General features: G+C 65.2%; 20 protein-coding genes. 6 read left to right on the top strand and 14 right to left on the bottom strand.

Features of this window, described 5'->3' with window-relative positions:
- Positions 1-469: 469 nt before the first annotated feature.
- The 9 genes from rplI to AC1C2Q_RS09685 all read right to left on the bottom strand — a co-directional run bounded on the left by rplI (position 470) and on the right by AC1C2Q_RS09685 (position 8,298).
- On the bottom strand, positions 470-922 hold the full coding sequence (gene rplI, locus AC1C2Q_RS09725; protein WP_495430897.1) for a 50S ribosomal protein L9: 453 nt from the start codon (positions 920-922) through the stop codon (positions 470-472).
- Positions 923-933: 11 nt separating this feature from the next.
- Positions 934-1,188 carry a 30S ribosomal protein S18 gene (gene rpsR, locus AC1C2Q_RS09720; protein ID WP_017829850.1) on the bottom strand — a complete coding sequence of 85 codons (255 nt, stop codon included), beginning with the start codon at positions 1,186-1,188 and terminating at the stop codon, positions 934-936.
- A gap of 80 nt (positions 1,189-1,268) precedes the next feature.
- Positions 1,269-1,796 carry a single-stranded DNA-binding protein gene (locus AC1C2Q_RS09715; protein ID WP_495430896.1) on the bottom strand — a complete coding sequence of 176 codons (528 nt, stop codon included), beginning with the start codon at positions 1,794-1,796 and terminating at the stop codon, positions 1,269-1,271.
- Between the two features lie 5 nt (positions 1,797-1,801).
- Positions 1,802-2,170, bottom strand: a complete 369-nt coding sequence (rpsF, locus tag AC1C2Q_RS09710; protein ID WP_438253718.1) for a 30S ribosomal protein S6 — start codon at positions 2,168-2,170, stop codon at positions 1,802-1,804.
- 178 nt (positions 2,171-2,348) lie between these two features.
- Positions 2,349-3,782: a DUF6716 putative glycosyltransferase gene (locus AC1C2Q_RS09705; RefSeq protein ID WP_495449922.1), complete on the bottom strand. Its 1,434-nt coding sequence runs from the start codon at positions 3,780-3,782 to the stop codon at positions 2,349-2,351.
- Positions 3,779-4,651, bottom strand: a complete 873-nt coding sequence (locus AC1C2Q_RS09700; RefSeq protein WP_495430894.1) for an N-acetylneuraminate synthase family protein — start codon at positions 4,649-4,651, stop codon at positions 3,779-3,781. The genes AC1C2Q_RS09705 and AC1C2Q_RS09700 overlap by 4 nt, the downstream gene beginning before the upstream one ends.
- 70 nt (positions 4,652-4,721) lie before the next feature.
- On the bottom strand, positions 4,722-5,936 hold the full coding sequence (locus AC1C2Q_RS09695; protein WP_495449921.1) for a cytidylyltransferase domain-containing protein: 1,215 nt from the start codon (positions 5,934-5,936) through the stop codon (positions 4,722-4,724).
- Positions 5,933-7,321: a polysialyltransferase family glycosyltransferase gene (locus AC1C2Q_RS09690; protein WP_495449920.1), complete on the bottom strand. Its 1,389-nt coding sequence runs from the start codon at positions 7,319-7,321 to the stop codon at positions 5,933-5,935. Before AC1C2Q_RS09690 ends, AC1C2Q_RS09695 begins: the two co-directional genes overlap by 4 nt.
- On the bottom strand, positions 7,318-8,298 hold the full coding sequence (locus AC1C2Q_RS09685; RefSeq protein WP_495449919.1) for a glycosyltransferase family 2 protein: 981 nt from the start codon (positions 8,296-8,298) through the stop codon (positions 7,318-7,320). Before AC1C2Q_RS09685 ends, AC1C2Q_RS09690 begins: the two co-directional genes overlap by 4 nt.
- Positions 8,299-8,410: 112 nt before the next feature.
- Here AC1C2Q_RS09685 and AC1C2Q_RS09680 point away from each other — a divergent pair, with 112 nt between their 5' ends.
- Both AC1C2Q_RS09680 and AC1C2Q_RS09675 read left to right on the top strand, forming a co-directional pair.
- Entirely contained in the window at positions 8,411-9,271 is an 861-nt protein-coding gene (locus tag AC1C2Q_RS09680) for a hypothetical protein (RefSeq protein ID WP_495449918.1), read from the top strand.
- 109 nt (positions 9,272-9,380) lie between these two features.
- A complete protein-coding gene (locus tag AC1C2Q_RS09675; RefSeq protein WP_495450567.1) occupies positions 9,381-10,505 on the top strand; it encodes a hypothetical protein in 1,125 nt (374 codons plus the stop codon).
- 233 nt (positions 10,506-10,738) lie between these two features.
- Here AC1C2Q_RS09675 and AC1C2Q_RS09670 read toward each other — a convergent pair whose 3' ends face one another.
- Entirely contained in the window at positions 10,739-11,464 is a 726-nt protein-coding gene (locus AC1C2Q_RS09670) for an SDR family oxidoreductase (protein WP_495449917.1), read from the bottom strand.
- Between the two features lie 128 nt (positions 11,465-11,592).
- Between AC1C2Q_RS09670 and AC1C2Q_RS09665 the strand changes: the two genes are divergently transcribed.
- The gene (locus AC1C2Q_RS09665; RefSeq protein ID WP_495449916.1) at positions 11,593-12,027 is read left to right on the top strand and encodes a MerR family transcriptional regulator; all 435 of its coding nucleotides are present in this window, start codon (positions 11,593-11,595) and stop codon (positions 12,025-12,027) included.
- A 16-nt stretch (positions 12,028-12,043) separates the two neighbouring features.
- Here the strand turns inward: AC1C2Q_RS09665 and AC1C2Q_RS09660 are convergent, their stop codons facing one another.
- Both AC1C2Q_RS09660 and AC1C2Q_RS09655 read right to left on the bottom strand, forming a co-directional pair.
- On the bottom strand, positions 12,044-13,366 hold the full coding sequence (locus AC1C2Q_RS09660; protein WP_495449915.1) for a GAF domain-containing protein: 1,323 nt from the start codon (positions 13,364-13,366) through the stop codon (positions 12,044-12,046).
- A 104-nt stretch (positions 13,367-13,470) separates the two neighbouring features.
- A complete protein-coding gene (locus AC1C2Q_RS09655; RefSeq protein ID WP_495450566.1) occupies positions 13,471-14,898 on the bottom strand; it encodes a CCA tRNA nucleotidyltransferase in 1,428 nt (475 codons plus the stop codon).
- 365 nt (positions 14,899-15,263) lie between these two features.
- Between AC1C2Q_RS09655 and AC1C2Q_RS09650 the strand changes: the two genes are divergently transcribed.
- Positions 15,264-16,736, top strand: coding sequence for an alkaline phosphatase family protein (locus AC1C2Q_RS09650; RefSeq protein WP_495449914.1), 1,473 nt, complete (start codon positions 15,264-15,266; stop codon positions 16,734-16,736).
- A gap of 13 nt (positions 16,737-16,749) precedes the next feature.
- Here AC1C2Q_RS09650 and AC1C2Q_RS09645 read toward each other — a convergent pair whose 3' ends face one another.
- Both AC1C2Q_RS09645 and AC1C2Q_RS09640 read right to left on the bottom strand, forming a co-directional pair.
- Complete coding sequence (locus AC1C2Q_RS09645) at positions 16,750-17,802, bottom strand: LLM class flavin-dependent oxidoreductase (protein ID WP_495449913.1); 1,053 nt, start codon at positions 17,800-17,802, stop codon at positions 16,750-16,752.
- Positions 17,803-18,003: 201 nt separating this feature from the next.
- Positions 18,004-19,515 carry a class I SAM-dependent methyltransferase gene (locus AC1C2Q_RS09640; protein ID WP_495449912.1) on the bottom strand — a complete coding sequence of 504 codons (1,512 nt, stop codon included), beginning with the start codon at positions 19,513-19,515 and terminating at the stop codon, positions 18,004-18,006.
- Positions 19,516-19,613: 98 nt separating this feature from the next.
- Here AC1C2Q_RS09640 and AC1C2Q_RS09635 point away from each other — a divergent pair, with 98 nt between their 5' ends.
- Together AC1C2Q_RS09635 and murJ are read left to right on the top strand one after the other, a co-directional pair.
- The gene (locus tag AC1C2Q_RS09635) at positions 19,614-21,764 is read left to right on the top strand and encodes a DUF6049 family protein (protein WP_495449911.1); all 2,151 of its coding nucleotides are present in this window, start codon (positions 19,614-19,616) and stop codon (positions 21,762-21,764) included.
- Entirely contained in the window at positions 21,757-23,370 is a 1,614-nt protein-coding gene (gene murJ / locus AC1C2Q_RS09630) for a murein biosynthesis integral membrane protein MurJ (protein WP_495449910.1), read from the top strand. Before AC1C2Q_RS09635 ends, murJ begins: the two co-directional genes overlap by 8 nt.
- Positions 23,371-23,461 lie beyond the last annotated feature (91 nt).

Here is a 23,461-nt window from a genome sequence, read left to right as displayed (position 1 = left end):
GGCACAGGAGTCTTTGACCCCCAGTGCCGTACGACGGCGGCGTGTTCCGCGGTTTCAATGACCCAACCACTAACCACCGACATCTCGTCGCTCGTCCACGCTACGAGCGACCTTTTCCACACGCAACAGCACCTGTGGATAACTCTGTGGATAGTGTGCGGAGAACTTCGGAGTGTCTGTGTAAAACAGGTGTGGATAACCCTGTGGCGACAGGCAACTTCAACTTTCTTTATCGCCTCTGATCAGGCAGTTAGACTCTCCCCACCCTGTGGATGAGATTCTGTTTAAACTCGCGATTGAAGGTTGGTGCCGTTGCGCGGAGTTGTGTACAACCTGGGGAGAAGTCAAGTCTTGATTTTCTCGGGCGCGTTCCCTGTTTTCCCGGGCGCGCCGCCACGAATGTCGCCCAAGAAATGCGAAACGCCCCCTGCCCCGGAGGGCAGAAGGCGTTTCGCGAAGGTGTTGCGGACTACTTGGCCGCGACAACCTGAAGGGTGATGACGGCCACGACGTCTTCGTGCAGACGCACGGTCGCCTCGTGGTTACCCGTCGACTTGATCGGCGAGGTGATGGTCACCTTGCGCTTGTCGATCGAGCCGAGGCCAGCAGCCTCGACAGCGGCAGCGACGTGATCGGTCTTGATCGAACCGAACAGGCGTCCGGCAGCGCCGGCCTTGACGGCCAGGCGAACCTTCGCGCCCTCGATCGCGTCCTTGAGTGCCACTGCCTCGTCGCGGTCGTGGATCGCACGCGCCTTGCGAGCAGCCTGGATCGATTCGACCTGCTTTGCACCACCACGGGTCCACGCCGTAGCGAAGCCCTGCGGGATGAGGTAGTTACGGGCGTACCCGTTCTTGACCTCGACAACGTCACCGGCGCTTCCGAGCCCGGAAACTTCGTTCGTGAGAATCAGCTTTGCCATCTCAGTACCCCTTACCGGCCAGCGCCAGCGTAGGGCAGGAGCGCCATTTCGCGTGCGTTCTTGATCGCCGTAGCGATCAGACGCTGCTCCTGCACCGAGACACCGGTGATACGACGGGCGCGGATCTTCCCACGCTCCGAGACGAACTTGCGAAGGGTTGCGACATCCTTGTAGTCAATGACGCCAACCCGGATCGACTTCGCGGGAGCGGTGGGCTTGCCACCCTTCCGCGGCTTGCGGCGGTCGCCGCTCGACTTTCCAGCCATGGTTTTTCCTTATGATGAGCGGATTCGAACCCTTGACGCACCGAGCGTGTCGAAGCGTCAGAGAACGGATCCAGAAGTTGTTAGAACGGGGTGTCGTCGCCGAAGCTGCCCGGAGTGCTCCACGCATCCGCACTTGTCGACGAGCCGGGGGTAGACCACGGCTCAGACGACTGCTGCTGCTGCGCGGGGCGCACCTGTCCGCCACCGCCACCGGCACCGCCGGAAGCTGCGCCGGAACCACCGGAAGCCGCACGGGTGACCTGCGCCGTCGCATACCGAAGCGAGGGGCCGATCTCGTCGACCTCCAGCTCGATCGACGTACGCTGGTTGCCCTCGCGGTCCTGGTAGGAGCGCTGACGGAGGCGTCCCTGCGCGATGACGCGCATGCCCTTTGTCAGAGACCCAGCCACGTGCTCAGCGAACTCGCGCCAGACGGACGCACGGAGGAACAGCGCATCGCCGTCCTTCCACTCGTTCGCGGCACGGTCAAAGCTGCGCGGCGTGGATGCGATGGTGAAGTTCGCCACCGGCAGCCCGTTCTGCGTGTATCGCAGTTCGGGGTCGGCCGTGAGGTTTCCCACCACGGTGATGACGGTTTCGCCAGCCATGAGTCTTAGGCCTTCGCTGCCTTGGCAGCCTTGCGAGCAGCCTTCTCTTCGGAGCGCTTCGCTTCGAATGCAACCATCGCCTGAGCTTCCTCAGAACGGAGGACCTTGGTGCGCATGATCTGCTCGTTCAGACCCAGCTGACGGTCGAGTTCCTGAGTGGTCTCGCTCGTAGCGGTGAAGTTGACGACGGCGTAGATGCCCTCGGTCTTCTTCTGGATCTCGTATGCAAGACGGCGCTTGCCCCAGATGTCGACCTTGTCCACAGTGCCACCATCATTGGTGATGACCTTGAGGAACTTGTCGAGCGTAGGGGCTACCTGGCGCTCGTCGATCTCGGGGGTCAGAATGACCATTAGTTCGTACTGGTGCGTCACTTACCCACCTCCTTCGGACTAGAACGGCTTTCGGGAATTTCCCGAGAGCAGGAGGGTGTGTGCACGTGTCTGTCCGCGGACCGCGGATTGCAGGCCGATGGGCAGACAACCACAACAGTCTACCTGAAATCAGTGGCGAACCCGCACGGCCCGTCATCGCGCTCGGATCAAAGCCGCGCTAGCGCCGAATCGGATCCCGGTGCGGCGTCGGCTCGAGCGTGTAATCAGTGGTTGGGTCTGCCCAGGTGTCCTCGCCCGCGCGCCCTCGTGCACGACGTAGCGCGACGACGGTGCGTACCAACGGACTGCCGAGCCCGAGTGCCACACGGCCCGCGGCCGAGCGATCTTCGACGCCGAGCACGCTCTTGCGGTGCCAGGCCGCGTGCAGCGCGCCACCTCGCCCGACCGGCACGCTCCTCGGTCGCAGCCTGCCCTCGCGACGCAGAGCCACCAGTTCCTCCACCTGTCCCCACCAGGTCGACTCGGCATCCGGATGGAAGTAGTTTTCGCGCATCCACCGCGGGTGCGCATGCCGGAATCGCCGGCCGATGACCTCTTCCGCGCCTCCCAGCAGCCCGCTGCCGAGGAATACGGTGTTCAACAGCGGCTTATGCACGCCGAATGTGTCAAGCGCGACGACCGGGATGCCACGGGCAATCGCCTCCACGACCGCAGTAGAACTGACAGTTACTAACCCCTCAGCACTCTCCAAAGCGGCTGCCATCGGTTGATGGGAGAACACCAGGTTCGCGGGGCGTGCGGCAAGGAGATCGGCGTAGGCATCCCGCTCGAGGTGCGTCTCAGCCTCCCCCGGCCGGGAACGCAGCTTCACCACGACGCGTCGAGTCGGATCGGCCTCGGCCGCACGGCGCAGGATGCCGGCGAGTTCGGCACGCTCGGCGCGCTCAGCGGGAACGAGCGCCTGGGCGGCGAACACGAGGTCAGTGCCTGATGCGCGTGGAGCCAGTGGTTCGACGTTCGCGGCCCCCGCACGCGAAGAGCTGAGCGCGCCCCTCGCGGTCGAACTTCTGCGGACTCCCATTCCCACGAGTTCCGGCGTCGCGACATCGAGTCGTGCAGGCCGCAGCTCCGACGCGTGTTCCCCCTGCGTAGGCCGCGCGAACGGCAGCGTCGCCAGCGCCGTCGGCACCGTCACGCCGATCCGGCGGCCGAGTTCGGCGAACGCCCGCTCCTCCCGAAGCGAGTGCAGCACGAGCAAGTCGCTCTCTCTGCGGTATTCGAGAGCCCCGCGCTGCGCAGGGATCGACATGCCCGGTAGCCCAGTGACGACCACCGGGCGATGCGTCAGTCGGTCGATCTGTCGCGCGACGAGCCGAACGAACGGCCCCCGCCCTGCCAGCACGACGACGTCGGGAACGTGACCCCTCAACCAGCCGCCCAACTCGTCGAAGCCGAGCCTCGTGACCGCCGCATCCTGAAACGACGTGCCGACGAGGGCCGCTTGTTGCTGCGCCGCACTCACCGTCAGCGGTGTGCGGACGACCAGTAGGTGCCGACGAATACCAGGGACGGAGTCGAGCAGCGAGGCGGACCACTTCACGAAAGAATCTGCATCCGCGATCGCGACGACCCGCAACTCGCCCATGCTCATGCCGGGATGCGGCGCAGCTTAGCCATCGGCGCCTGCTCGCCAGGGAAGACCCGCTTGACGCCGTCGCCGAGAGCCGTCTCGATGACGCGAATGTCACGCACGAGGTGCTCCAGGCCGGTCGGCTCGAGCGAAGCGGCGTGATCGGAGCCCCACATGGTCCGATCGAGCGTGATGTGCCGCTCGATCGCGACAGCGCCGAGCGCGATGGCCGCCAGCGAGATCTGCAGTCCGCGCTCGTGACCTGAGTAGCCGATCGGCACGCCGGGGTAGCGGTCACGCAGCGTCGCGATGACGCGAATGTTGGCCTCCTCCGGCTCCATCGGATAGGTGGAGGTGGCGTGCATGAGCACGACGCGATCGGTGCCGAGGGTGTCCAACGCACGGTCGATCTGCTCGATCGTCGACATGCCGGTGGAGAGAATGACCGGCTTCCCCGTCTCACGGATAGCGTCGAGCAGCTCGATGTCCGTGACGCTCGCGGATGCGACCTTGTGGGCGACGACGTTCAGGTCCTCGAGGAAGGCGACACTGGGCACATCCCACGGGGAGGCGAACCAGTCGAGCCCCTGGAGTGTGGCGTGATCGCCGATCTCGACGTATTCGTCGCGCCCGAACTCGACGCGGCGGCGGTAGTCGAGATACGTCATCGTTCCCCACGGCGTCTCCCGCGGAACGTCGCGCATGTGCTGCGGTGTGGAAATCTCGGGGGTGCGCTTCTGGAACTTCACGGCATCCGCTCCGGCGCGCGCAGCGACGTCGATGAGGCGCTTTGCGATGTCCACATCACCGTTGTGGTTCAAGCCGATCTCCGCGATAACGTACGCGGGTCGTCCGCCACCAATCACGTGCGATCCGATGCTGACAGTCATAATCGTCCTCCAGTCGTCAAGCCTTCTGTCCTGAGTACGCCGCGATGATGAACACCACGCGAATCCCGGGTTACCGGCGGCGGTCGGCTGTCAGAACGCGTTCAATGAGTTCGCGTACCGCCCCTTGCCCGCCTGCACGATTCAGCACCACTCGGGCCTGTGCGCGCACCAGCGGGTGGGCGTTCGCGACCGCCACCGGCCAGCCCACAATGCGCATCGCACCGAGGTCATTGACGTCGTTTCCGAGGTAGGCGATGTCCGACAGCGCGATCTGGTTCTCGGCCGCCCATTCGGCGAGCGCCGATTCCTTGTCGTCGATGCCGTGCAGCACCGGCACACGGAGCTTGTTTGCCCTGGCACGGACCACAGGGTTGATCTCGGTGGAAAGGATAAGCATCGGGATGCCTGCCCGCCGAAGCAGGGACACGCCCATCCCATCCTCCCGACTGACCCGCACCTGTTCTCGACCATCACTGTCGACCAGGGCGGTGTCGTCGGTGTGCACGCCGTCGAAATCGGTCACGACGGCCTTCACGTCGATGTCGCCCGGCTCGTCTGCTGGGCCCGGCTCGTCGACGAGATTCGCAAGAGCGGATGCCACGGCAAGGTGCTGCGCGTCGTCGATCTCGACCGCCGACCACTCGGGAACCTCGACGATCCCGACCCGTCCGAAGAAGCGATGCCCCGCCTGCCGGAACCCCTCGGCATTGAAGGCGTAGAACGCGCCGGTCTCCAAATAATGCGGCTCACGATCCTGTCGGCGCGGACGGTGTGCGGCATCGTGGTTGATCGCGACCGCGGCATCGTTCTCGTCGCGGCGCCAGAGGAACCCGTACGTCTCATGAGCTGCGAACACGCTGTCGTACCGGTTGGAACGGATCTCGTCGATCGCGGCATCGATCCCTGCGCTGGGGATGAATGGAGAGGTGGCCTGCACGAAGACGACGACTTCGACGATGTCTCCGCCGCGCTCAAGCTCATCCAGGGCGTGCAGGATCGCACTCTCAGATGATGCGGTGTTCCCGGAGAGCTCTGCCGGGCGCCGGATGACACGGGCCCCTGCCGCGGTGCTGACGTCGGCGATCTCGTCGTCATCGGTGGAGACGACAACGAGGTCGACGCCGTCGGCCGCAGCCGCAGAGCGCACTGCGCGCTCAACCAGAGGGATACCGCCGATGCGGCTCACGTTCTTGCGGGGCACCTGCTGGGAGCCGCCACGTGCGGGGATGATCGCGACCGTGATTCCCTCGCCCGCCGGCGGTGTCCTGATGTCTTGATTCGTCATCGTCCTCGTATCGCCTTCCATGCTTGAGCGGCACGACGACGCGCCCCCTTGATCGTCAATCGGAGCTCCTCGACGCGCCCGACACCACCAGCGGATCGGAGTGCACGACGAACGATCCCCTCCCGCGGCGCACCAGGCAGACGCAGCTCGGCGAGTCGCGCACGGGAAAAGTAGCGATCACGTTCGGCCACATCCAACTGCCGGAGAAGTTCTTCCGCCCGGGGACGCAAGTGCTCCGCGATGATCGGTTGCATCGCATAGCCGACCGCATCGACGAGCAGCTGCAGCCGCTCCGGATCGCGGTAAGGCGATGCGGGCCGGGTCAGCGCGTCGACGATGGTCGCGGGTACCCGGTTGCTGTTCTCATACGGCGACAGGCGTCGCAGCACGAGCGCTGTGCCAGCGGCGGCGATCGGCCGGCCGAACAACGACTGCACCGTTGGCAGTGCGGTGGAGAACCCTGCGACCACCCCCAGCGCATCCAACCGCTCGGCAACGAGTTCGGCAGGTTCAGCGCCGCGATACTCGACGAAATCGGCGCCGTGATGCTGCGCGCGCTCACGCACCGCAGTAGAGATGAGCGGTGGCGCGGACGGGTGCGCCTTGAAGACGATCCGCTTCGGGCGCCACACTGCCATCGCGCGATCCACCATGTCGCATTGCATGGCGATCTCCTCGTCGGCAGAGACCAGGCCAAGCACGGCAAGATATTGACCGAGCACGAGCGCGGTAGGCGTTCCGTCCGCGAGGGCGTCCAACTGCGAGTCGGCCGCACCGGTCTCGGCGAGCGCCCTCCGGAAAGCGGCCGGCGGCACCGGCACCCGCTCGGCTCCCGCGCTGGCTCCCGCATCCGCTCCGGCGACCGCCGCCGCTCCCGTGAAGACGAGAGGCTCGACGCCCGGCACCACATCCGCGTAGACGACGCGTCCGATCCGCTCGACGACAGTGCGCGGCAACTGCACGCGGATCGGCGAGTAGGTCATCAGGCCGTCACCGATGATCGTGATCCGCGCATCGGTGAACAACGACAGGAGAGTACGCGCTGGCGCCACCTGTGGACTCTGCACGAACAGCTCGAGATCATCGTCGAGTTCCCAGGCGCGAGTGAACAGGCGGTTCAAGACCGGAAGGTCGGCTGGCTCCGGTTCCCAGGAACTCGGATGCAGCGGCGAGAGGATGTCGTCGAGAGGTTCGATGCGATCGAACCGGTCGCGCAGCGTCTGGAGGTTCGACAGCTCATGGATCGCTACGCTCGTCTCGGGCACTCGGGCGGAGTTGACCGGGACGAGGATCCGCTGGCCGCGCGGTTCGATGAGGCCTTCGTCGAGGGCGGCGACAGCCGTGGCGAGTCCGTAGGCGCTATGCAGAACGAAGAGCTGGGTCATCTCATCTCTCCCGTTCCTCGGAGGGTTCGAGCGAGTACGCGACGCCTGGGACCGTCGAGTCGTTCAAGGGCAGCGGCGACGTCTCTGGGCGGAAGAATGGCGAGCAGATCGCGGATGCCTCGGCGCATCTCCCCCCGCAGCACTGGCGGCATCCGCCGCGAGCGGACCATGTGGTGCGAGCTGAGTGCGAGAGCGGTCCGCACCACTTTCGGCAGGAAGCGTGGCGCCTCGGCATCCTGCTTCACGATCTCCACCGTCTGCGCGAGAGCGCGAACGAAGTCGAGCTGGCGCTGATCTCGCACCTGGGTGAGCGACGTCGAGACGCCGCGGCGGTAAAGAAGAGCAGGAGCGTCCACGACCGCGAATGACTCGGCCTGCAGGTGCAGACGCCAGATCCACGGGCGATCCTCCGCGGTGAAAAGTCCTTCTGGGAACGCGGCGAGCCCACGGTCGATGATGCGACGGTGGAAGATCCCTGCCCAGGCATACGGGTAGTCGACCATCGTGGTGTCATCAGCCGGAAGAATCGCATCGCGAGGAGATGCGACGGTGCCACGCCAGGCGAACGGGGCGCGCACGATCTTGCGCTCGGCGCCCGTGACGCGCACATGGTCGGTGCGCAGAAAGTCGCAGTCCAGATCGCGCAGTTGCGAAACGAGCACCTGCAGTCGGTGCGGCTGCATCCAATCGTCGCCGTCGATGAAGCAGAACGCGTCGCCCTCAACGTGCGCGAGCCCCTGGTTGCGGGCGCTTGCCAAACCGACTGGACGTGGATTGGTGATGACTTCGGCGTGCTCGAACTTCTCCGCATATCGCCGCATCTGCGCACCGGTGTCATCACCGGATCCGTCGTCGATCGCGACCAGTTTGAGAGCGCCTGAGTCATCGAACTGTCGCAGCAGGGTCTCCAATGTCGTCCCTATGAAGGGCGCGGCATCCTTCGCCGGAAGAATGACGGTGACAAGGGGTGTGCGCACAGGGCTCCTGATGGGTCGACGGTGTCCGGCATGGTCGCATCCGGGCCTTTCCTGTTGTCGACGTGCGGGTGAACGCCGGGTGTCCGAGCACACGACGGGTACCGTGGACGACATGGAGTGGATTGCGGATGTCTCGGTCGGTGCATGGCTGCGCGAGCGGCTCAGCGAGGATTGGAGCATCCACCATTTCGCGCCGCATGGCTTCGAGGCGTACGCGCGCGTTTTCCACGCACCTGACGTGCGATCGGCGGCGGATGCTGTGGAAGAGGCAACCACTTGGGCGGATGCTGCGGCGGCCTTCGGCACGACCCTGCACAGCCAGGCATCCTGGCAGCGCGTAGTGAGGACGCCTCCGGAGTCCAGTTGGCATACACGCGTCGCCCCGGACGGGCGCGAGTTCTCGGCTCCCAGCGAGGGGAATCTGGATGACGCGGTCCTGAGCAACGTCGCCACACATCTCCTCGCACACACGACCACACCGGACGACGGATTCGCAGCGGTCTGGGAAGGCTGGGGCGGGCTGGTCGGATATATGGGCACGGGTCCGTCACAGGCTTCATTGACTTTCAGCGAGGATGCCAGGCACCAGCAGATGCTGCAGCAGAGCATCCGGAATCCGTTCGACAGTCCGTTCCAACGTGCGAAGTGGCAGCCGGGCATCCTGTCTGACGAGATCTCAAGAGGTCCCCGACTCGCGCTGCCCGATCGCGATCACGTGCTGTTCTCAGCCGCGCCGTCGATGTTCGCAAGGCCCGACTGGCGACGTGACGCACCATGGGACGAAGAGCCACTGAGCCTGCTGTGGCCCGCTGACCGGGGGTGGGTCGTGGTCACTGAGATCGACTACGACTCCACGATCGTCGCAGGCTCGAGTGAGTTGATCCGCGCGATCTGCACTGACCCGTCGGTCGAGGCCCTGCCGCTTCGCGAGGGCTCCTCGCTGTACTGGGACGCCGACGACATCAACCGCTGACCGAGAATGGCCTTCCCGCATGAGACGAGACTTCCTCAGCCCTTTCTCATGCCGTAGGACCATTCTCGCGGTCAGGCTCAGCCTCTGCGGCTAGCGTGGACGGGTGACCATGCCCACTCCTGGCCCGCAGCCGATCACGTTCGATGCTCGTCCGCTGACCGATCCGGTCAACGCGGCGGCAGTGAGCGCGTTCGTATCCGCGATGCGTGCACGCCGCGGATCGACGATGACCGGGACCAAGATCCTGATGGTCGTCGTCTTCTCTCTCCTCGGCGTTGTCTTCATCGTGAGCCTGATCCCGATGACGTCATTGCTTCTCGCGGGGCTTGGCAGTGGCGCGCCGCCCCTCATCTTGCTGCCTGTTGTGATCATCGCCGCGCTCGCGATCGGATTCGGTCTTTTGATCTGGTCCACCAACCGCAACGCTCGAATCGCGCGCTATCGAATCAGCCAGTTCGCCGCGGCGAACAACATGACCTACGAAGATCAAATCAAGGACCCGGCGCTGCCCGGCATGATCTTCGGCCTCGGTCATTCACGGCAGTCGGAGCGGCTCGTCCGCGGCTCGACCCCTCGGTTCGTCGAATTCGGCAACTACCAATACACGACGGGCTCCGGCAAGAACTCGACGACCCATAAATGGGGGTACGTCGCCGTCAAACTCGACGTCCCCCTGCCCAACATTGTGCTGGATGCGCTCGGCAACAACGGGTTCGGCACCAACCTGCCGGCATCCTTCCGCAAGGAACAGCATCTGTCTCTTGAGGGCGACTTCGACAGGTACTTCACGCTGTATTGCCCACAGGGGTACGAGCGCGATGCGCTGTACCTGTTCACGCCCGACATCATGGCCCGCTTCGTCGACAACGCCGCGCAGCTCGACGTCGAGATCGTGGACGACTGGCTGTTCCTCTATACGAAGCGCGAGGCGTCCACGCTGGACCCTGCAACATGGGCGTGGCTGTTCGGCGCCGTCGGCGCACTGATCACGAAGCTCGACCAGTGGGCACGCTGGCGCGATGAGCGCTTGCTCGAAGAGCAGGGTCGTGCGCCGCAGCAGGCGGCACCGCCCGGCTCGCATACGCTGCCGTTCGCAGCGCCGTCAGGGATGCTGACGCCTCCACCGGGCGTGGCGCAGACTGGACGGCGCCTTAAGCGCAGAGGCCAGTGGGTGACGGTCGTGATCGTGGTCGTCGTCGCGATTCTCTGGTACCTGCCGCGATTCCTGAACTGACCGTTCAAGAATCGGCGGGTGTGGAGGTGAGCGCTGTCTGGGGAACTACGCCCACCCCATCCCCCCGGATCAGAAGAAGACGAACTCCCTCCGCATGAACGGCCAAGGCCGTTCGACGCCTGATGTCAGCTGGGGGCTGAACGATCGCGGCGTATAACCCCGACGGTATACCAAAACAGGTTGCAGTGGGTTGCAACCTCGGATGAACCCGTCAGGCCCCACCACCATGCGGATCAGCTCGCGCCGAGCAGCTCGGTGATCCGCTCGTAGAACTCGGCCGGATCGCTGGCGAGCGCACCCTTCACCATCGCGGTCCAGTCGTCGACAATCACCTCGATCGAGCCGGCAACTAGGCCGTCCAACGACAGGCGCGGGACATCGCGCGGATCGATCTTCGGGCCGTCGTAACGGGCCGAGATCGCCGTGTCTGCTGCGCCGAGGAGAACGCCCTGAACGAGCGTGCCCTGAGCGGCGAGCTCGAGGCGCACGCCGTTCGTCATGTTCCACTCCGCAGCCTTGGCAGCGGCGTACGATCCGGTGCCTGGGCTTGCGAACCAGGACAGCGCCGACAGCACGTTCACGATCGCGCCACCACCGTTCGCCGCGAGAATCGGACTGAACGCTCGAGTCACGTCGAGCGTGCCCCAGAAGTGCGTGTCCATCTCGCGACGGACCTCATCGAGGTCACCCGTGATGAGGGCTGCGCCGGTCCAGATGCCGGCGTTGTTTACGAGGAGGGTCACATCGTTCGCCACCGCGGCAGCCGCGACGATCGACTCGTGATCGAGCAGGTCCAGCCGCAGCGGGACCACGCGACTGTCGTTGAAGTCGATGCTCTCCAGACGACGTGCTGTCGCATACACCTTGCCCACCCCGCGATCGAGCAGCTCACGCACGAATTCGCGGCCGATGCCACGGTTGGCTCCGGTGACGAGGGCGATCTGGTCGGCGATGTTCATAGTTCTCCGTTTTAGTTCTTCTCGATGTTCGGCGGGCCTCTTTGGCGCCGCGTCGACTACTCTAAAAGTTGACGTTGACGTCAAGGGCAAGTCGAAGATCACGAGATCAGTCAAGAAGGGCGGCGGCGATGCGAATAGGCGATGTCGCATACAAGGCGGGGGTCAGCACCAGAGCTCTCCGCTATTACGAGGAGCAGGGCCTGCTCACCTCAGAGCGCACCCCCAGCCGCCAGCGCATCTACTCCGAGTCTGCGGTTGAACGCGTACAACTGATCCAGCAGTTCTTCACCGCGGGACTGCCGAGTCGCACCATCCTGCAGTTGCTGCCCTGCGTCGACAGCGGGCACGGCACCCCCGAGACATTCGAGATGCTCGAGAACGAGCGCAATCGCATCACCGCCGCAATTGTCGACCTCACAGCGACACGCGATGCCCTCGACCGCCTCATCGACATCGCAAACCATCCGACACCCGAGCACTGCCCCGCCCTGCGCGACCCGGCCTGGGCACCGTACGACGCCACCGAGCCCGCCCAGGCGATGTCTGAGCCAGCGACCGCCTGACCCGGACGCAGCTCTTCTACTCGAGCTTCTCGATACGGCTCACAAGACCCGCGCGGCGCGGCGATCGGGCCGGAAGCATCTCGAGACACAGCCGAAGTATCTCTTCATCTTCTGCACCCTCGGGGATGTCGGCGTAGGCGAGCAGTACGTCGACACTCGCCTCTGTGAGCATCGCCTCTCTCAGGGCGGCGCGCACAGTGGTGCGGAATTCCTCGATACCAGGGGCCGTCGACTCCGGCAGCACCGGCCCTCGATACGCAGTCAGGGCGACGCGGTGCGCGCCACGGCCAAGGAGCGACAGCATGTTCTGTGCGTCGGTCTCCAACGGGACCGTGAGCCGGTAGGGGCGAGACTCGGGCACCAGCTCAGGTCCGATACGCTGCAGTACCTTGCGCAATCGCACTACTTCGGGCCGCAGCGTGTCGGGGGATGCGCCCTCGCCGTATACGAGTTCAGCGAGTCGATCGGCGGATACCCCCTGCCGGTGGATCGCCAGCATGAGTAGAATCTCGGCGTGCCGAGCCGTGAGCTCGACGACCGACTCTGACTGCTCGCCGCACATTTCCAGCCGCGCGCGATCCCGACCAAGCACCCGCAGCGTCGCACGCGTCGGCGTCGCGGTGCGCCTGGACTTGCGAGGCGCGACGACAGGAGCGGCACTGCGTGCGCGCAATCGCGCCACGAGCAGTTCAGACTCGACGGCCCTCGCTGTGGCATCCACAAGCAGGCGTGCTTGGTGCGTCGCGACTTCCGACCCGCCGGTGACGTCGATGACCCCGAGAATCTTCCTGCTTTCCGGATCGAACACCGGAGCTGCCGTGCATGACCACGGATGCAAGAGGCGGTTGTAATGCTCGGCCTGGTGTATCTGCACCGATTGACCGAGCGCGAGCGCCGTGCCAGGCGCTGAGGTGCCGGTAGCGTCTTCAGACCAGTTCGCCCCTGCGACGAGGCCCATTTCACCGGTGAGTATGCGCTGTTGCAGATCTCCCTCGACCCACAGCAGTCGTCCGGCATGATCACCCACCGCCACCATCACGCCGGATTCTGAAGGGTCGCCTGGCAGGAGCAGACCACGGATCATCGCCATCGCATCGGCGAGCGGATGCTCGAGACGGTAGCGTTCGAGCTCCTCTGCTGCGAGCGCGAGGGGAGGGAGACCTTCCGCTCCGACGCGCTGTCGCCAGGATCTCTCCCAGGACTCCCTTACGAGCGGACGCACCTGCTCAAGCCGCCGATCGCCCAGGTTCCCGGCGACGAGCTCTTCGTGTGCACGCTCGATGATGAGGCGAGAGGCTTCAGGAGAAGCATCACGTGATGACGACCATGACGACGGCAACTGCCCCCCAATCGACAGTGACGGAATGTGGCATCAGTGTATTGAGTCCGGCGCCTGCATGTCATCCCTTGACCGTAGAAATGCGGACTTGAGGAGATCTGCGATCAACCCCGCGCTGCCCACCACTCCCGCAGGCGCTGCTCTACGACATCGGGGCCGAGCACGCCATCGTCGAGACGCAGGTCGAGCAGGAACTTGTATGCCTCGCCGACCTCGCGACCCGGCTTGATGCCGAGGATGCCCTGGATCTGATTGCCGTCGAGCTCTGGGCGCATGGCATCGAGCTCCTCCTGCTCACGCAGCACGGCGATCCGCTTCTCGATGTCGTCGTAGGCGCTGGCGAGACGTGACGCCTTTCGGCGGTTGCGGGTAGTGACATCCGCACGGGTGAGGATGTGCAGGCGCTCCAGCAGGTCACCGGCGTCGCGCACGTAGCGCCGCACCGCGGCATCCGTCCACGCGCCCTCGGCGTAGCCGAAGAAGCGCAGATGCAGCTCGATCAGGGTGGCGACGGCATCCGTGGTGTCACCATCGAACCGTAGCGACTGCAGGCGCTTGCGCGCCATCCGAGAGCCGACCACATCGTGGTGGTGGAAGGTGACGACGCCGCCGGACTCGAGCTTGCGAGTACGGGGCTTGCCGATGTCGTGCAGCAGGGCGGCGAGGCGCAGAGCCACATCAGGGGCCTCGCCGGGCTGACGGGTGTGCTCGAGCTCGATCGCCTGCTGCAGCACGGTGAGTGAATGCTCGTAGACGTCCTTGTGGTGGTGGTGCTCATCGACCTCGAGGCGCAGCGCGCTGACCTCGGGCATGAACTCCTCGACGAGCCCGGTGTCGACCAAGACGCGGATGCCGCGCACTGGGTCGTCGGTCTGCATGAGGCGCACCAGCTCGCTCTGGATGCGCTCAGGGCTGACGATCTTCAGCGTTTCACGCAGTCGCGAGATCGCATCGCTGGTCTCGGGGTCGATATCGAATCCGAGTTGCGCGCTGAAGCGGGCGGCACGCAGCATACGGAGCGGGTCGTCGCCGAAGCTCACGTTCGGGTCGATCGGAGTGCGCAGGATGCCGGCGACGAGGTCTTCCACGCCGCCGGTCGGGTCAACCAGCTTGATCTCGGGCACGAGCAATGCCATCGCGTTGACCCGGAAATCGCGACGCACGAGGTCGCCGTCGATCGTGTCACCGAACTCGACGGTCGGCTTGCGCGTCACGCCGTCATAGCTGTCAGCGCGATAGGTCGTGATCTCTACCTGCTCGCCCTGCACGCGAGCGCCGATCGTGCCGAACGCCCGACCGATATCCCACTGGGTGGTCGAGATCGGCGTGACGATCTTCAGAATCTCGTCGGGTGAGGCGTTCGTAGTGAAGTCAAGATCATGCGTGGAGCGCCCAAGCAGCGCATCGCGCACCGGCCCGCCGACGACAGCGAGCTCGAAGCCCGCTTCTTGGAAGGCGCGGGCCACTACAGCGACGATCGGGCCTTCGGCCAGTGCGCTCAGGCGCGCGAGTCCTTCGGCCATATTCAGCATGGGTTCCAGAATACCGGCCGGATTCATCGACGTTTCGCATGGGCACTGAGCACGGTTCCACCCGCGCAATAGGATCAGCGTGTGCCCCACGATGACGCTGAGCCCACCCGTCCCGCAGACCGAAGCACGTCGCGGCGCGGATTCTTCAAGGTGGGCGGTGCCGCTCTCGCCGGAGCCGTGGTCGGTGGCGGCGCGGGCGCCGCGATCGGTGCGGCGATCGGCCGCCGGGACGGGTTCGCCGACGGCACGGCCGAGTTCAGCGCCCTCTCCCCTCGGCACGCGCCTGGGTTCGACCATCTCGTCGTGGTGATGGGCGAGAACCGCTCCTCGACAATCTGCTCGGCTACCTTTACTCCGCAGACGACTTGCCGGATGGTGAGAGCTTCGACGGCCTCGCATTCGGCGACTACAGCAACACGGCTCCCGATGGCACCGAGGTCCCGGCCCACGTCTACGAGGGCGAGACGGACAAGATCATGGGGTACCCGAACCCGGATCCGGGCGAGGAGTTCCCGCACGTCAACACGCAGATCTTCAACACGATCGAACCGGCTGGCAACGACCGACTCTTCGTGGAGCAGATGAAGGCGCCGTACAACACGCCTCAGAACGGCGAGCAGCCGACGATGTCCGGGTTCATCAATGACTACGTCGTGAACTTCCGACGCCTCAAGAAGGGGAAGGAGCCGACGCTCGACGAGACGAAGCACATCATGGGCTCGTTCTCGCCGAAGATGCTGCCGACCCTGTCGACGCTCGCCCGAGAGTTCGCGGTGTACGACAACTGGTACGCCGCCGTGCCCTCGCAGACGTTCTGCAACCGCTCGTTCTTCCATGCCTCCACGTCGCACGGGTTTGTCACGAACAAGCACGGCGGCGGCTATGACAAGTGGTTGGATGCCCCGAAAGCACCCACCGTCTTCAACCGACTTGAGGATGCCGGGCTCAGCTGGAAGGTCTACTTCGACAAGCTGCAGATGGTCTCGTTCACCGGTGTGCTGCATGCACCCGTGCTGGAGAAGTTTTGGCGCACAGAGCACTTCGGCACCATGGAGGACTTCTACGCCGATGTGAAGGGCGGCACCCTCCCGGCATACGCATTCATCGAGCCGCGTATGGTCTACAACCACAACGACTTCCACCCGCCGTTCGGCCACCTGCGCGAGAGCGAGTTCCAGGGTGAGGAGGTCGTCGACAGTGCGCTGTCGGACGTCCGCGCCGGAGACGAGCTCGTCCACGAGATCTACGACGCGATCCGCACCAGCTCAACGGACAAGGGTTCCAACGCGGTGAACACCCTGCTGCTGATCACCTTCGACGAACATGGCGGATGCTACGACCATGTGCCCCCACCCGCGGCGACGCCGCCGAAGTCGACGGACGGCCCGGGCGAGATGGGATTCACCTTCGATCGTCTCGGATGCCGCGTGCCGGCGATCGCCGTGTCGGCATACACGCGCCGCGGAACAATCGTCCACGACGAGATGCACCACGGATCAGTGATCGCCACACTGAACCGTCAGCATGGGCTCACCCCGCTCACCGACCGTGACGACACCGCCAATGACATGTTCTCGGTGATCAACCTGGATGAGCCCCGCCACCCAGCCGACTGGCCCGTGACCATCCCCGGATTCACGCCGCCGAACCCAGAGGCGACACCGCCGCATCCGGCGCACGCGAGCAAGGACAAGCCGCTCACTCCGCCGGCGAACGGGCTGCTGGGCTTGCTACTCGCGCGGTACGGGACGGGCAAGGAGAAAGAACCACAAACCTACGAGGACGCGTACAACCTGCTGCAGAAACACGGCAAGGGGTTGTTCGGCTCGCCCAGCTGACGCCTTCCTCGGATCACACGGGGTCGCCCTGCACCGGCCCCTCGGTGTTCGGTTTCCACCCCAGCGCCGGTGCGACGTGCTTCGCGAACGACTCCAGCACATGCAGGTTGTAGTCCACCCCGAGCTGGTTCGGGATGGTGAGCATCAGAGTGTCTGCGGCCATCACGGCTTCGTCGGCGAGGAGCTGTTCGATCAGCACATCCGGCTCTGCGGCATACGTCTTACCGAACGTCGAGCGGAAGCCATCGATGACGCCGATCTGGTCGCCGTTTTCGGCGTTGCGCAGGCCGAAATAGCCTCGATCTCGGTCATCCATAAGCGGGAAGACGCTCCGGCTCACTGAGACGCGAGGCGTGCCGGTGTGGCCGGCTGCCTTGTAAGCGGCCCGATACAGGTCGATCTGTTCGCGCTGCAGCTGGTCGAACGGCACCCCGGTCGCCTCGGTGAGCAGCGTCGAGCTCATCAGATTCAAACCCTTGCGTCCGGTCTCTTCTGCGGTGGCTCGAGACCCCGAACCCCACCAGATGTGCTCGCGCAGCGTCTCGGAGCGCGGTTCGATCGCAAGGTACCGTCCTTCGCCGACCTGCTGTGGGTCGCCCTGCACGACACCCGCACCGTCGATCGCCTCGAGAAACAGGTCGAACTTGTCGCGAGCGAGGTCGCCGCCGCGGGGATCCTCACTGCCGACGTAGCCGAATGCCTCGTAGCCGCGCAGCGCGGTCTCGGGTGAACCGCGGCTCACGCCGAGCGCGATGCGACCGCGGGCGATGAGGTCGAGAGCGGCTGCTTCCTCAGCGAACTGCAGCGGATTCTCGTACCGCATGTCGATGACCCCGGTTCCGACCTCGATGCGCTCAGTCTTCGCTGCCATCGCCGCGAGCAACGGCATGGGAGACGCAGCCTGGCGAGCGAAGTGATGCACCCGCACATACGCGCCATTCACGCCGATCTCGTCGGCGCCGACCGTGAGATCGATCGTCTGGTGCAACATGTCACCCGCGGTGCGCGTGCCCGATCCGGGTACGGGCGCATAGTGCCCGAAGGAGAGGAATCCGAAAGCCTTCATGTTCGTATTCAACCGCATGGATGCTGTGTTATTCCCTGCGTATCGGCCGTGCTTGCCGCGTCGATCAGGCGTGCTTACGGCATCCGTTCGGGAGGAGAACGCACTGATAGGCGGACCGAACCGGGAGATTCCTCCGCCCAAGACTGCGAAATCCGCCCAACGGTGCGAGGCAGGTGGCCCAACGGTGTGAGGCGAAGTGGCTCAGTCCCCAGCGACGAGGAACCCGTCCAGCACGAGCTGACGGATGCGCGGCTCGAGATCCTGCCATAGCGCCACCAGCGGCACCTCGAACAGATCGGCGAGCGCAGCCACAATCTGCGTGACTGTCAGCTCTCCGTCGCATGCACCGACGAAACCGGCCAACGCAGGATCGACCGAGACCGTGCGGCCGAAACCGCCGCCCTGACGCAACTCGATCACACTCGGATCATCGTTTCCCGGCATAAAGTGTCGGGCCTCGGTGACGTCCGGCGCCGTGATCAGGGTCGATGGGATGCCGCCGCCGAGCACATCGTGCGCAGCCAGCCCGTCGCGGATCGCACGCCCCGGTGCAGACAGCGGCTGGGACACCCTCTCAAAGCGGCGGAGCACGTCCTGCCCAGCAGGTGCACGCCGCAACAGCACGTACCCGAAGCCGATCGCGGTGACCCCACGTGCCGCGAAGTCATCGAGCCAGGCCTCCAGCATCCGTCCGAAAGCCGCTTCGCGCGGGGTGGTGCCACCGTCGCGGATCCACAACTCCGCATAAGAGAGGGGCGTGAGCTCTTCGCGCTCAACAACCCACACGTCAAGGACGTCGTCCACCCACGACTCGACGCGCTCAAGACCTGCGGTGGCGCGCGACTCCCAGTTTCCCAGCAGTTGAGCCACCCCGCCGGGTGTGAGGTGGGCCGGCACTTCACGCAGGAACTGCTCGACGAGCGCATCGCCGATCAGCCCGCCATCGCGGTATTCGTACGCGGTCAGACCATCGACGCGCGGAGTAATGACGAACGGCGGGTTGGAGACGATCAGATCGAACGCCTCACCGGCGACCGGCTCGAACATGCTCCCTTGACGGAACGTGATGTTGCTCACGCCGTTCAGGCGTGCGTTGAGCTCAGCAAAAGCGAGCGCTCGCGCGGAGATGTCGGTCGCGACCACTTCCCCGGCATGACGTGCGACGAGCAGCGCCTGGATGCCGCATCCGGTGCCGAGGTCGAGCGCACGCGCAACCGGATTCGGGATGATCAGCTCGGCCAGCGTGCGCGATGCCCCGCCCACACCGAGCACATGATCCGCCGGCAGCGCTGCGCCGAGAGCAAGTTCATCGAGGTCGCTCGCGATCCACCATTCCCCTACACCGTCAGCATCGACGAAGGACTGCGGATGCAAGAGCACCGATGGCGCAGCATCCGTGCCGGAAACCGTGGCGAATCCGAGCCCGACCAGGCCGTCCACACCGAGCCGCGGCAGCGCTGATGCGATGAGCGCACTCGGCTGCGGCATCCCAAGCACGAAGAATCGACCGAGCGTGGCGAGGGCGCCATCGTCACCTTGGATCGCGCGCAGCAGCGGTTCGCGCACGCCGCGTCCGATGGCGTCGTCTGCTTCCTCTCCCCACAGCCGTCGCAGCGGCTCTGAGCGGAAATCTGCGGCATCGAGATCGGCCGACAGCGCGGCGACGAGGAACGGATCGGGCGTAGGCGGGAGAGCGTCGGACACGGCCGTCACTCTACGCGCCTTCAGGGTTCCCTGATGCCACCCGCCTAGAATTACGAGGTCACAACTCACGGGCTGGCCGCCACGGCACCCGAGGAAGACCAGAGACGTTGATCAGCCCCCGAACCGGCAGTCGTGCGCGCGCGAAGCGCTGTGCACGCGGTTTCGTCGCGTTCTCACTCGCCGCCGGCCTCTTGGCTGCACCGCAGTTCTTTGTCGCCTCGCCGGCGACAGCCGCCGTCGAAGACGCGGATCCCGGCACCGTCGAGCTCTCGCTCTCGGCGGGGCTGCATGGCGTGATCCAACCGGGTGTCCCTCTGACAACGAGCGTCACGATCGACAACAGCAGCGATGATGAGCTCCCTGCAGGGCGCGTCACCGTCGAGCTCAACCGCACACCGCTCATCGACAGCGCGGCGGTCACGGCGTGGCTCGATGCCGACGAATCCGACGGCACATTCGTCCCGCTCAGCAGCGAGATCTCCACGGCCGTCGCGTCATCCGAGTCGTCCACGATGTCAGTCTTCACCCCTGTGACCGCGCTCGGAGAGCTGGCTGATGGCGTCTACCCGCTTCGAGTGACCTTCGATGACGGCACCACTGGCAATGCGCCCGGCGCCGACGAGGGGCCCGACACCGACACCCCGGCAGCCAGCAACTTCACCGCGAGCAGCGTGCTTATCGTCACCGCGGGCACGGCCACGCAGGTGACCGTCATGGTGCCGATCACGGCGACGCCCGCGAACGGCGCCCTACTCACGGCCGACGAGCTCACGACACTCACCGCACCCGACGGCGCCCTCACCGCGCAGCTGAACGGCATCGCCGGCACCACGGCTGTGCTCGCCGTCGACCCCCTGATTCCCGCCGCCATTCGTGTGCTCGGCTCTGCCGCACCTCTGACCGCGACTGAGTGGCTGGCCCGGCTTGAGACACTCTCCAATGAGCGCTTCGCGCTGCAGTACGGCGATGCAGACGCCACCGTTCAGGCGCAGGCCGAGCTGCCGGAGCTGCTCACTCCCCTGCCGTTCACGTCTTACCTCGACGTGGCGAACTTCGTCGAGAGTGACAGCACCGCCTCACCATCTCCATCACCATCGCCGTCCCCGACATCGACGCCGTCCGTCCCGACCCTTCCGACCGATGAGGAACTGACCGCGATTCGCGCTGAGGAATCCGGCATCCTCTGGCCCCTCGGAGACGTGAACACCGCCGACCTCGCCACTTTCAGCACGTACTTCGACAGCGATCTCACGACGGTCCTGCCGTCGTCATCCATCGCTGCAGCTACCGGCGCTGTTGTCGAGATCGATGGCAACGATGTGCTGGTGATGGATGCCACGGCCTCCGCCGCACTATCGGATGCCGCCGCCGAGGAGGATGCCGGTCTCCGCGAACGCGAGATCGCGGAGGGTCTCGCCCAGCTCGCTTTCGCCGGTGCGCAAACGCCCCTACTCGTCGGCCTCGAGCGTGATGAGACGCGCACGGCCGATGCTCTGCGTGAAACGGTCCTCTCGCTCGGTGCGATCGCCGACCCGATCGACCTCGATGCGCTTCGGGCCACGGCACCGGCATCCGCCACGCTCGCCGGGGAGTCCTCGGCAGAGCGCGTGACGGCCTTGAGCGCACTGCTTGCGGACGAGGCGCACCTGGCCGCGTTCTCGTCAATCCTCGACGACCCGCTCGTGCTCCGCTCGCCTGAGCGCCTACAGATCCTCCGCCTGATCGGCGTCGGGGCATCCGACAGCTATGCAGAGGATGCCAGTGCGCATCAAGTGGAGACCAGCACCACACTCAATGCAGTGGGCGTGCAGCAGCCAAGCCCCATCCAGTTGTTCACGTCAGCGGCTCCGCTGCCGGTGTGGGTGCGCAACGATCTGCCGTGGCCTGTGAATGTGCGACTCACGTCGACGCCTTCGGATGCCCGCCTCGATGTGCAGCCCACGAAGGACTTCGTGGCACAGCCCGCGAGCAACGAACGTGTCAAGGTGCCGGTCGAGGCGCGAGTGGGAAGCGGCGAGCTCGAAGTGAACTTCAGCCTCAGCTCGCCTACCGGCGTACCCATCGGTGTCGACCAGACGGCGAAGGTGACGGTCCGCGCCGAATGGGAGAACATCGGCCTCGGCATCCTCGGTGGGATCATCGGTCTCCTGCTGGTGCTCGGCGTGGTGCGCACCGTGGTGCGGCGTCGGAAGGCTGCTGCGGAGGATACGGATTCAGAAAATTCGGGCGACTCAACAGAAGAGGTGACCGGTGAGTAGCCTCGGGCGCGCCAGCGCCGTCATCGCGGCCGGCACCATGGTTTCGCGTGTAACCGGGTTGCTGCGCAGCATCGTTCTCGTTGGTGTGCTCGGATCAATATCTCAAGCAGCGGATGCTTTCACGGTCGCGAACCAGCTGCCCAACAGTGTCTTCCAGCTGATCTCGGTCGGCGTCCTCACCGCCGTGATCGTTCCTCAGATCGTCAAGGCGACGACGCATCGCGACGGCGGTAGCGCGTTCATCTCGAAGCTGTTCACCCTCGGTGTCGTCGTGCTCCTGATTTGCACGGTCATCGCGATGATCGCCGCCCCCGGCCTGGTTTGGCTCGCCACTTCAGAGAAGCAGCAGGAGCTGCGCGCCCTCGCGACCGCATTCGCGTACTGGTGCCTGCCGCAAATCCTCTTCTACGGCATCTACGCCCTACTCGGCGAAACGTTGAACGCACGCCGGGTCTTCGGCCCGTTCACGTGGGCGCCGGTCATCAACAACGTCGTGTCGATCGCGGGTTTCCTCGCTCTCGGTCTGCTGTTCGGCAACATCCCGACCCGCGCATCCGCCTGGACACCGGAGATGATTGCCGTCCTAGGAGGCACCGCCACGGCCGGCATCGTCCTTCAGGCCCTCGTATTGCTCATCTTCTGGCGGCGTGCCGGAGTCTCACTTCGTCCGGACTTTCGCTGGCGCGGAGCCGGTCTCGGCACGGTCGGCCGCCTCGCTGGCTGGACGCTGCTGATGGCTGTCGCTGGCATCGCTGCCGGCTTCCTCCAGAGCAATATCGCGACCGCAGCATCCGGCACCGGCGCGTCATCCACCGTCATGGCGAACGCATGGCTGGTGTTTATGCTCCCTTACTCCGTCATCGTGCTGTCGATCGGGACTCCGTACTTCACGCAGATCAGCGAGCACGCCTCGGCGGGGCGTCACGATGAGGTGCGCGCGGACATCAGCCGTAGCATCCGCACCCTTGTCTTCTTCATCATGGCCGCCATTGCGGCTGTCGCCGCGGCAACCCTTCCGGCCACCCGGGTGTTCACCAAGACACCGATCGAGGCCTTCGCCGCCGCTCCAGTTCTGGTGGCGTATCTGATTGGTCTGCTGCCGCTGACGATCCTTTTCATCGTGCAGCGCACCTTTTATGCCTACGACGACACCCGCACACCCTTCTGGTTCACGATCTTTCAGGCCTCGCTCGTCGTTGTGACGGCCCTGCTCGCGTCGTACCTGTACTCAATCGACGTCATTCCAGTGACGCTCCTGGCGGCGTGCGTGGCGCTCGGTCAGTCCATCGCCAGCACACTGCAGACATTCCTCGCCATCTGGCTGCTGCATCGGAAGATTGGTGGACTGCAGGTCCGGTCCTGGTTGACGGCAATCGGTCGTTTCGCCCTCGCCGCCGTGCCGGCGGGTTTCGCCGGATGGGGCGCGTTCATCCTGCTCGGCGGCACCAGCGGGTGGACGATGCAGAGCCAGCTCCTGGGAGCCATCGGCACCTGCATCATCGGCCTTGTCGTGGTTGTCGTCTACGTGGCGCTACTCGCGCTGATGCGGGCACCGGAGCTCAAGGTGGGCGCTGACCTGCTGAAGCGGGTTCTGCCCGGACGCTGACGTGCAGCGCGGCTCTCAGGCCCGGGAATGACGCACGGCTACCATTGGTTGAAGCAATGGAGCGTCCTGCCCAGGCGAAGAGAGAGAGCAC

The sequence above is a fragment of the Microbacterium sp. Y356 genome, from assembly GCF_059445355.1.
The sequence above is the reverse complement of the archived record's forward strand: the minus strand, read 5'-3'. Positions and strand labels throughout refer to the sequence as shown.

Bases quoted from the DNA above. Each gene is read 5' to 3' on its own strand.
- AC1C2Q_RS09655 (WP_495450566.1), bottom strand. From the start codon at position 14,898: ATGCTGAATATGGCCGAAGGACTCGCGCGCCTGAGCGCACTGGCCGAA.
- AC1C2Q_RS09705 (WP_495449922.1), bottom strand. From the start codon at position 3,782: ATGAGCATGGGCGAGTTGCGGGTCGTCGCGATCGCGGATGCAGATTCT.
- AC1C2Q_RS09680 (WP_495449918.1), top strand. From the start codon at position 8,411: ATGGAGTGGATTGCGGATGTCTCGGTCGGTGCATGGCTGCGCGAGCGG.
- AC1C2Q_RS09670 (WP_495449917.1), bottom strand. From the start codon at position 11,464: ATGAACATCGCCGACCAGATCGCCCTCGTCACCGGAGCCAACCGTGGC.
- rplI (WP_495430897.1), bottom strand. From the start codon at position 922: ATGGCAAAGCTGATTCTCACGAACGAAGTTTCCGGGCTCGGAAGCGCC.
- AC1C2Q_RS09675 (WP_495450567.1), top strand. From the start codon at position 9,381: ATGCCCACTCCTGGCCCGCAGCCGATCACGTTCGATGCTCGTCCGCTG.
- AC1C2Q_RS09665 (WP_495449916.1), top strand. From the start codon at position 11,593: ATGCGAATAGGCGATGTCGCATACAAGGCGGGGGTCAGCACCAGAGCT.
- AC1C2Q_RS09700 (WP_495430894.1), bottom strand. From the start codon at position 4,651: ATGACTGTCAGCATCGGATCGCACGTGATTGGTGGCGGACGACCCGCG.
- AC1C2Q_RS09715 (WP_495430896.1), bottom strand. From the start codon at position 1,796: ATGGCTGGCGAAACCGTCATCACCGTGGTGGGAAACCTCACGGCCGAC.
- AC1C2Q_RS09690 (WP_495449920.1), bottom strand. From the start codon at position 7,321: ATGACCCAGCTCTTCGTTCTGCATAGCGCCTACGGACTCGCCACGGCT.
- AC1C2Q_RS09645 (WP_495449913.1), bottom strand. From the start codon at position 17,802: ATGAAGGCTTTCGGATTCCTCTCCTTCGGGCACTATGCGCCCGTACCC.
- AC1C2Q_RS09695 (WP_495449921.1), bottom strand. From the start codon at position 5,936: ATGACGAATCAAGACATCAGGACACCGCCGGCGGGCGAGGGAATCACG.
- rpsR (WP_017829850.1), bottom strand. From the start codon at position 1,188: ATGGCTGGAAAGTCGAGCGGCGACCGCCGCAAGCCGCGGAAGGGTGGC.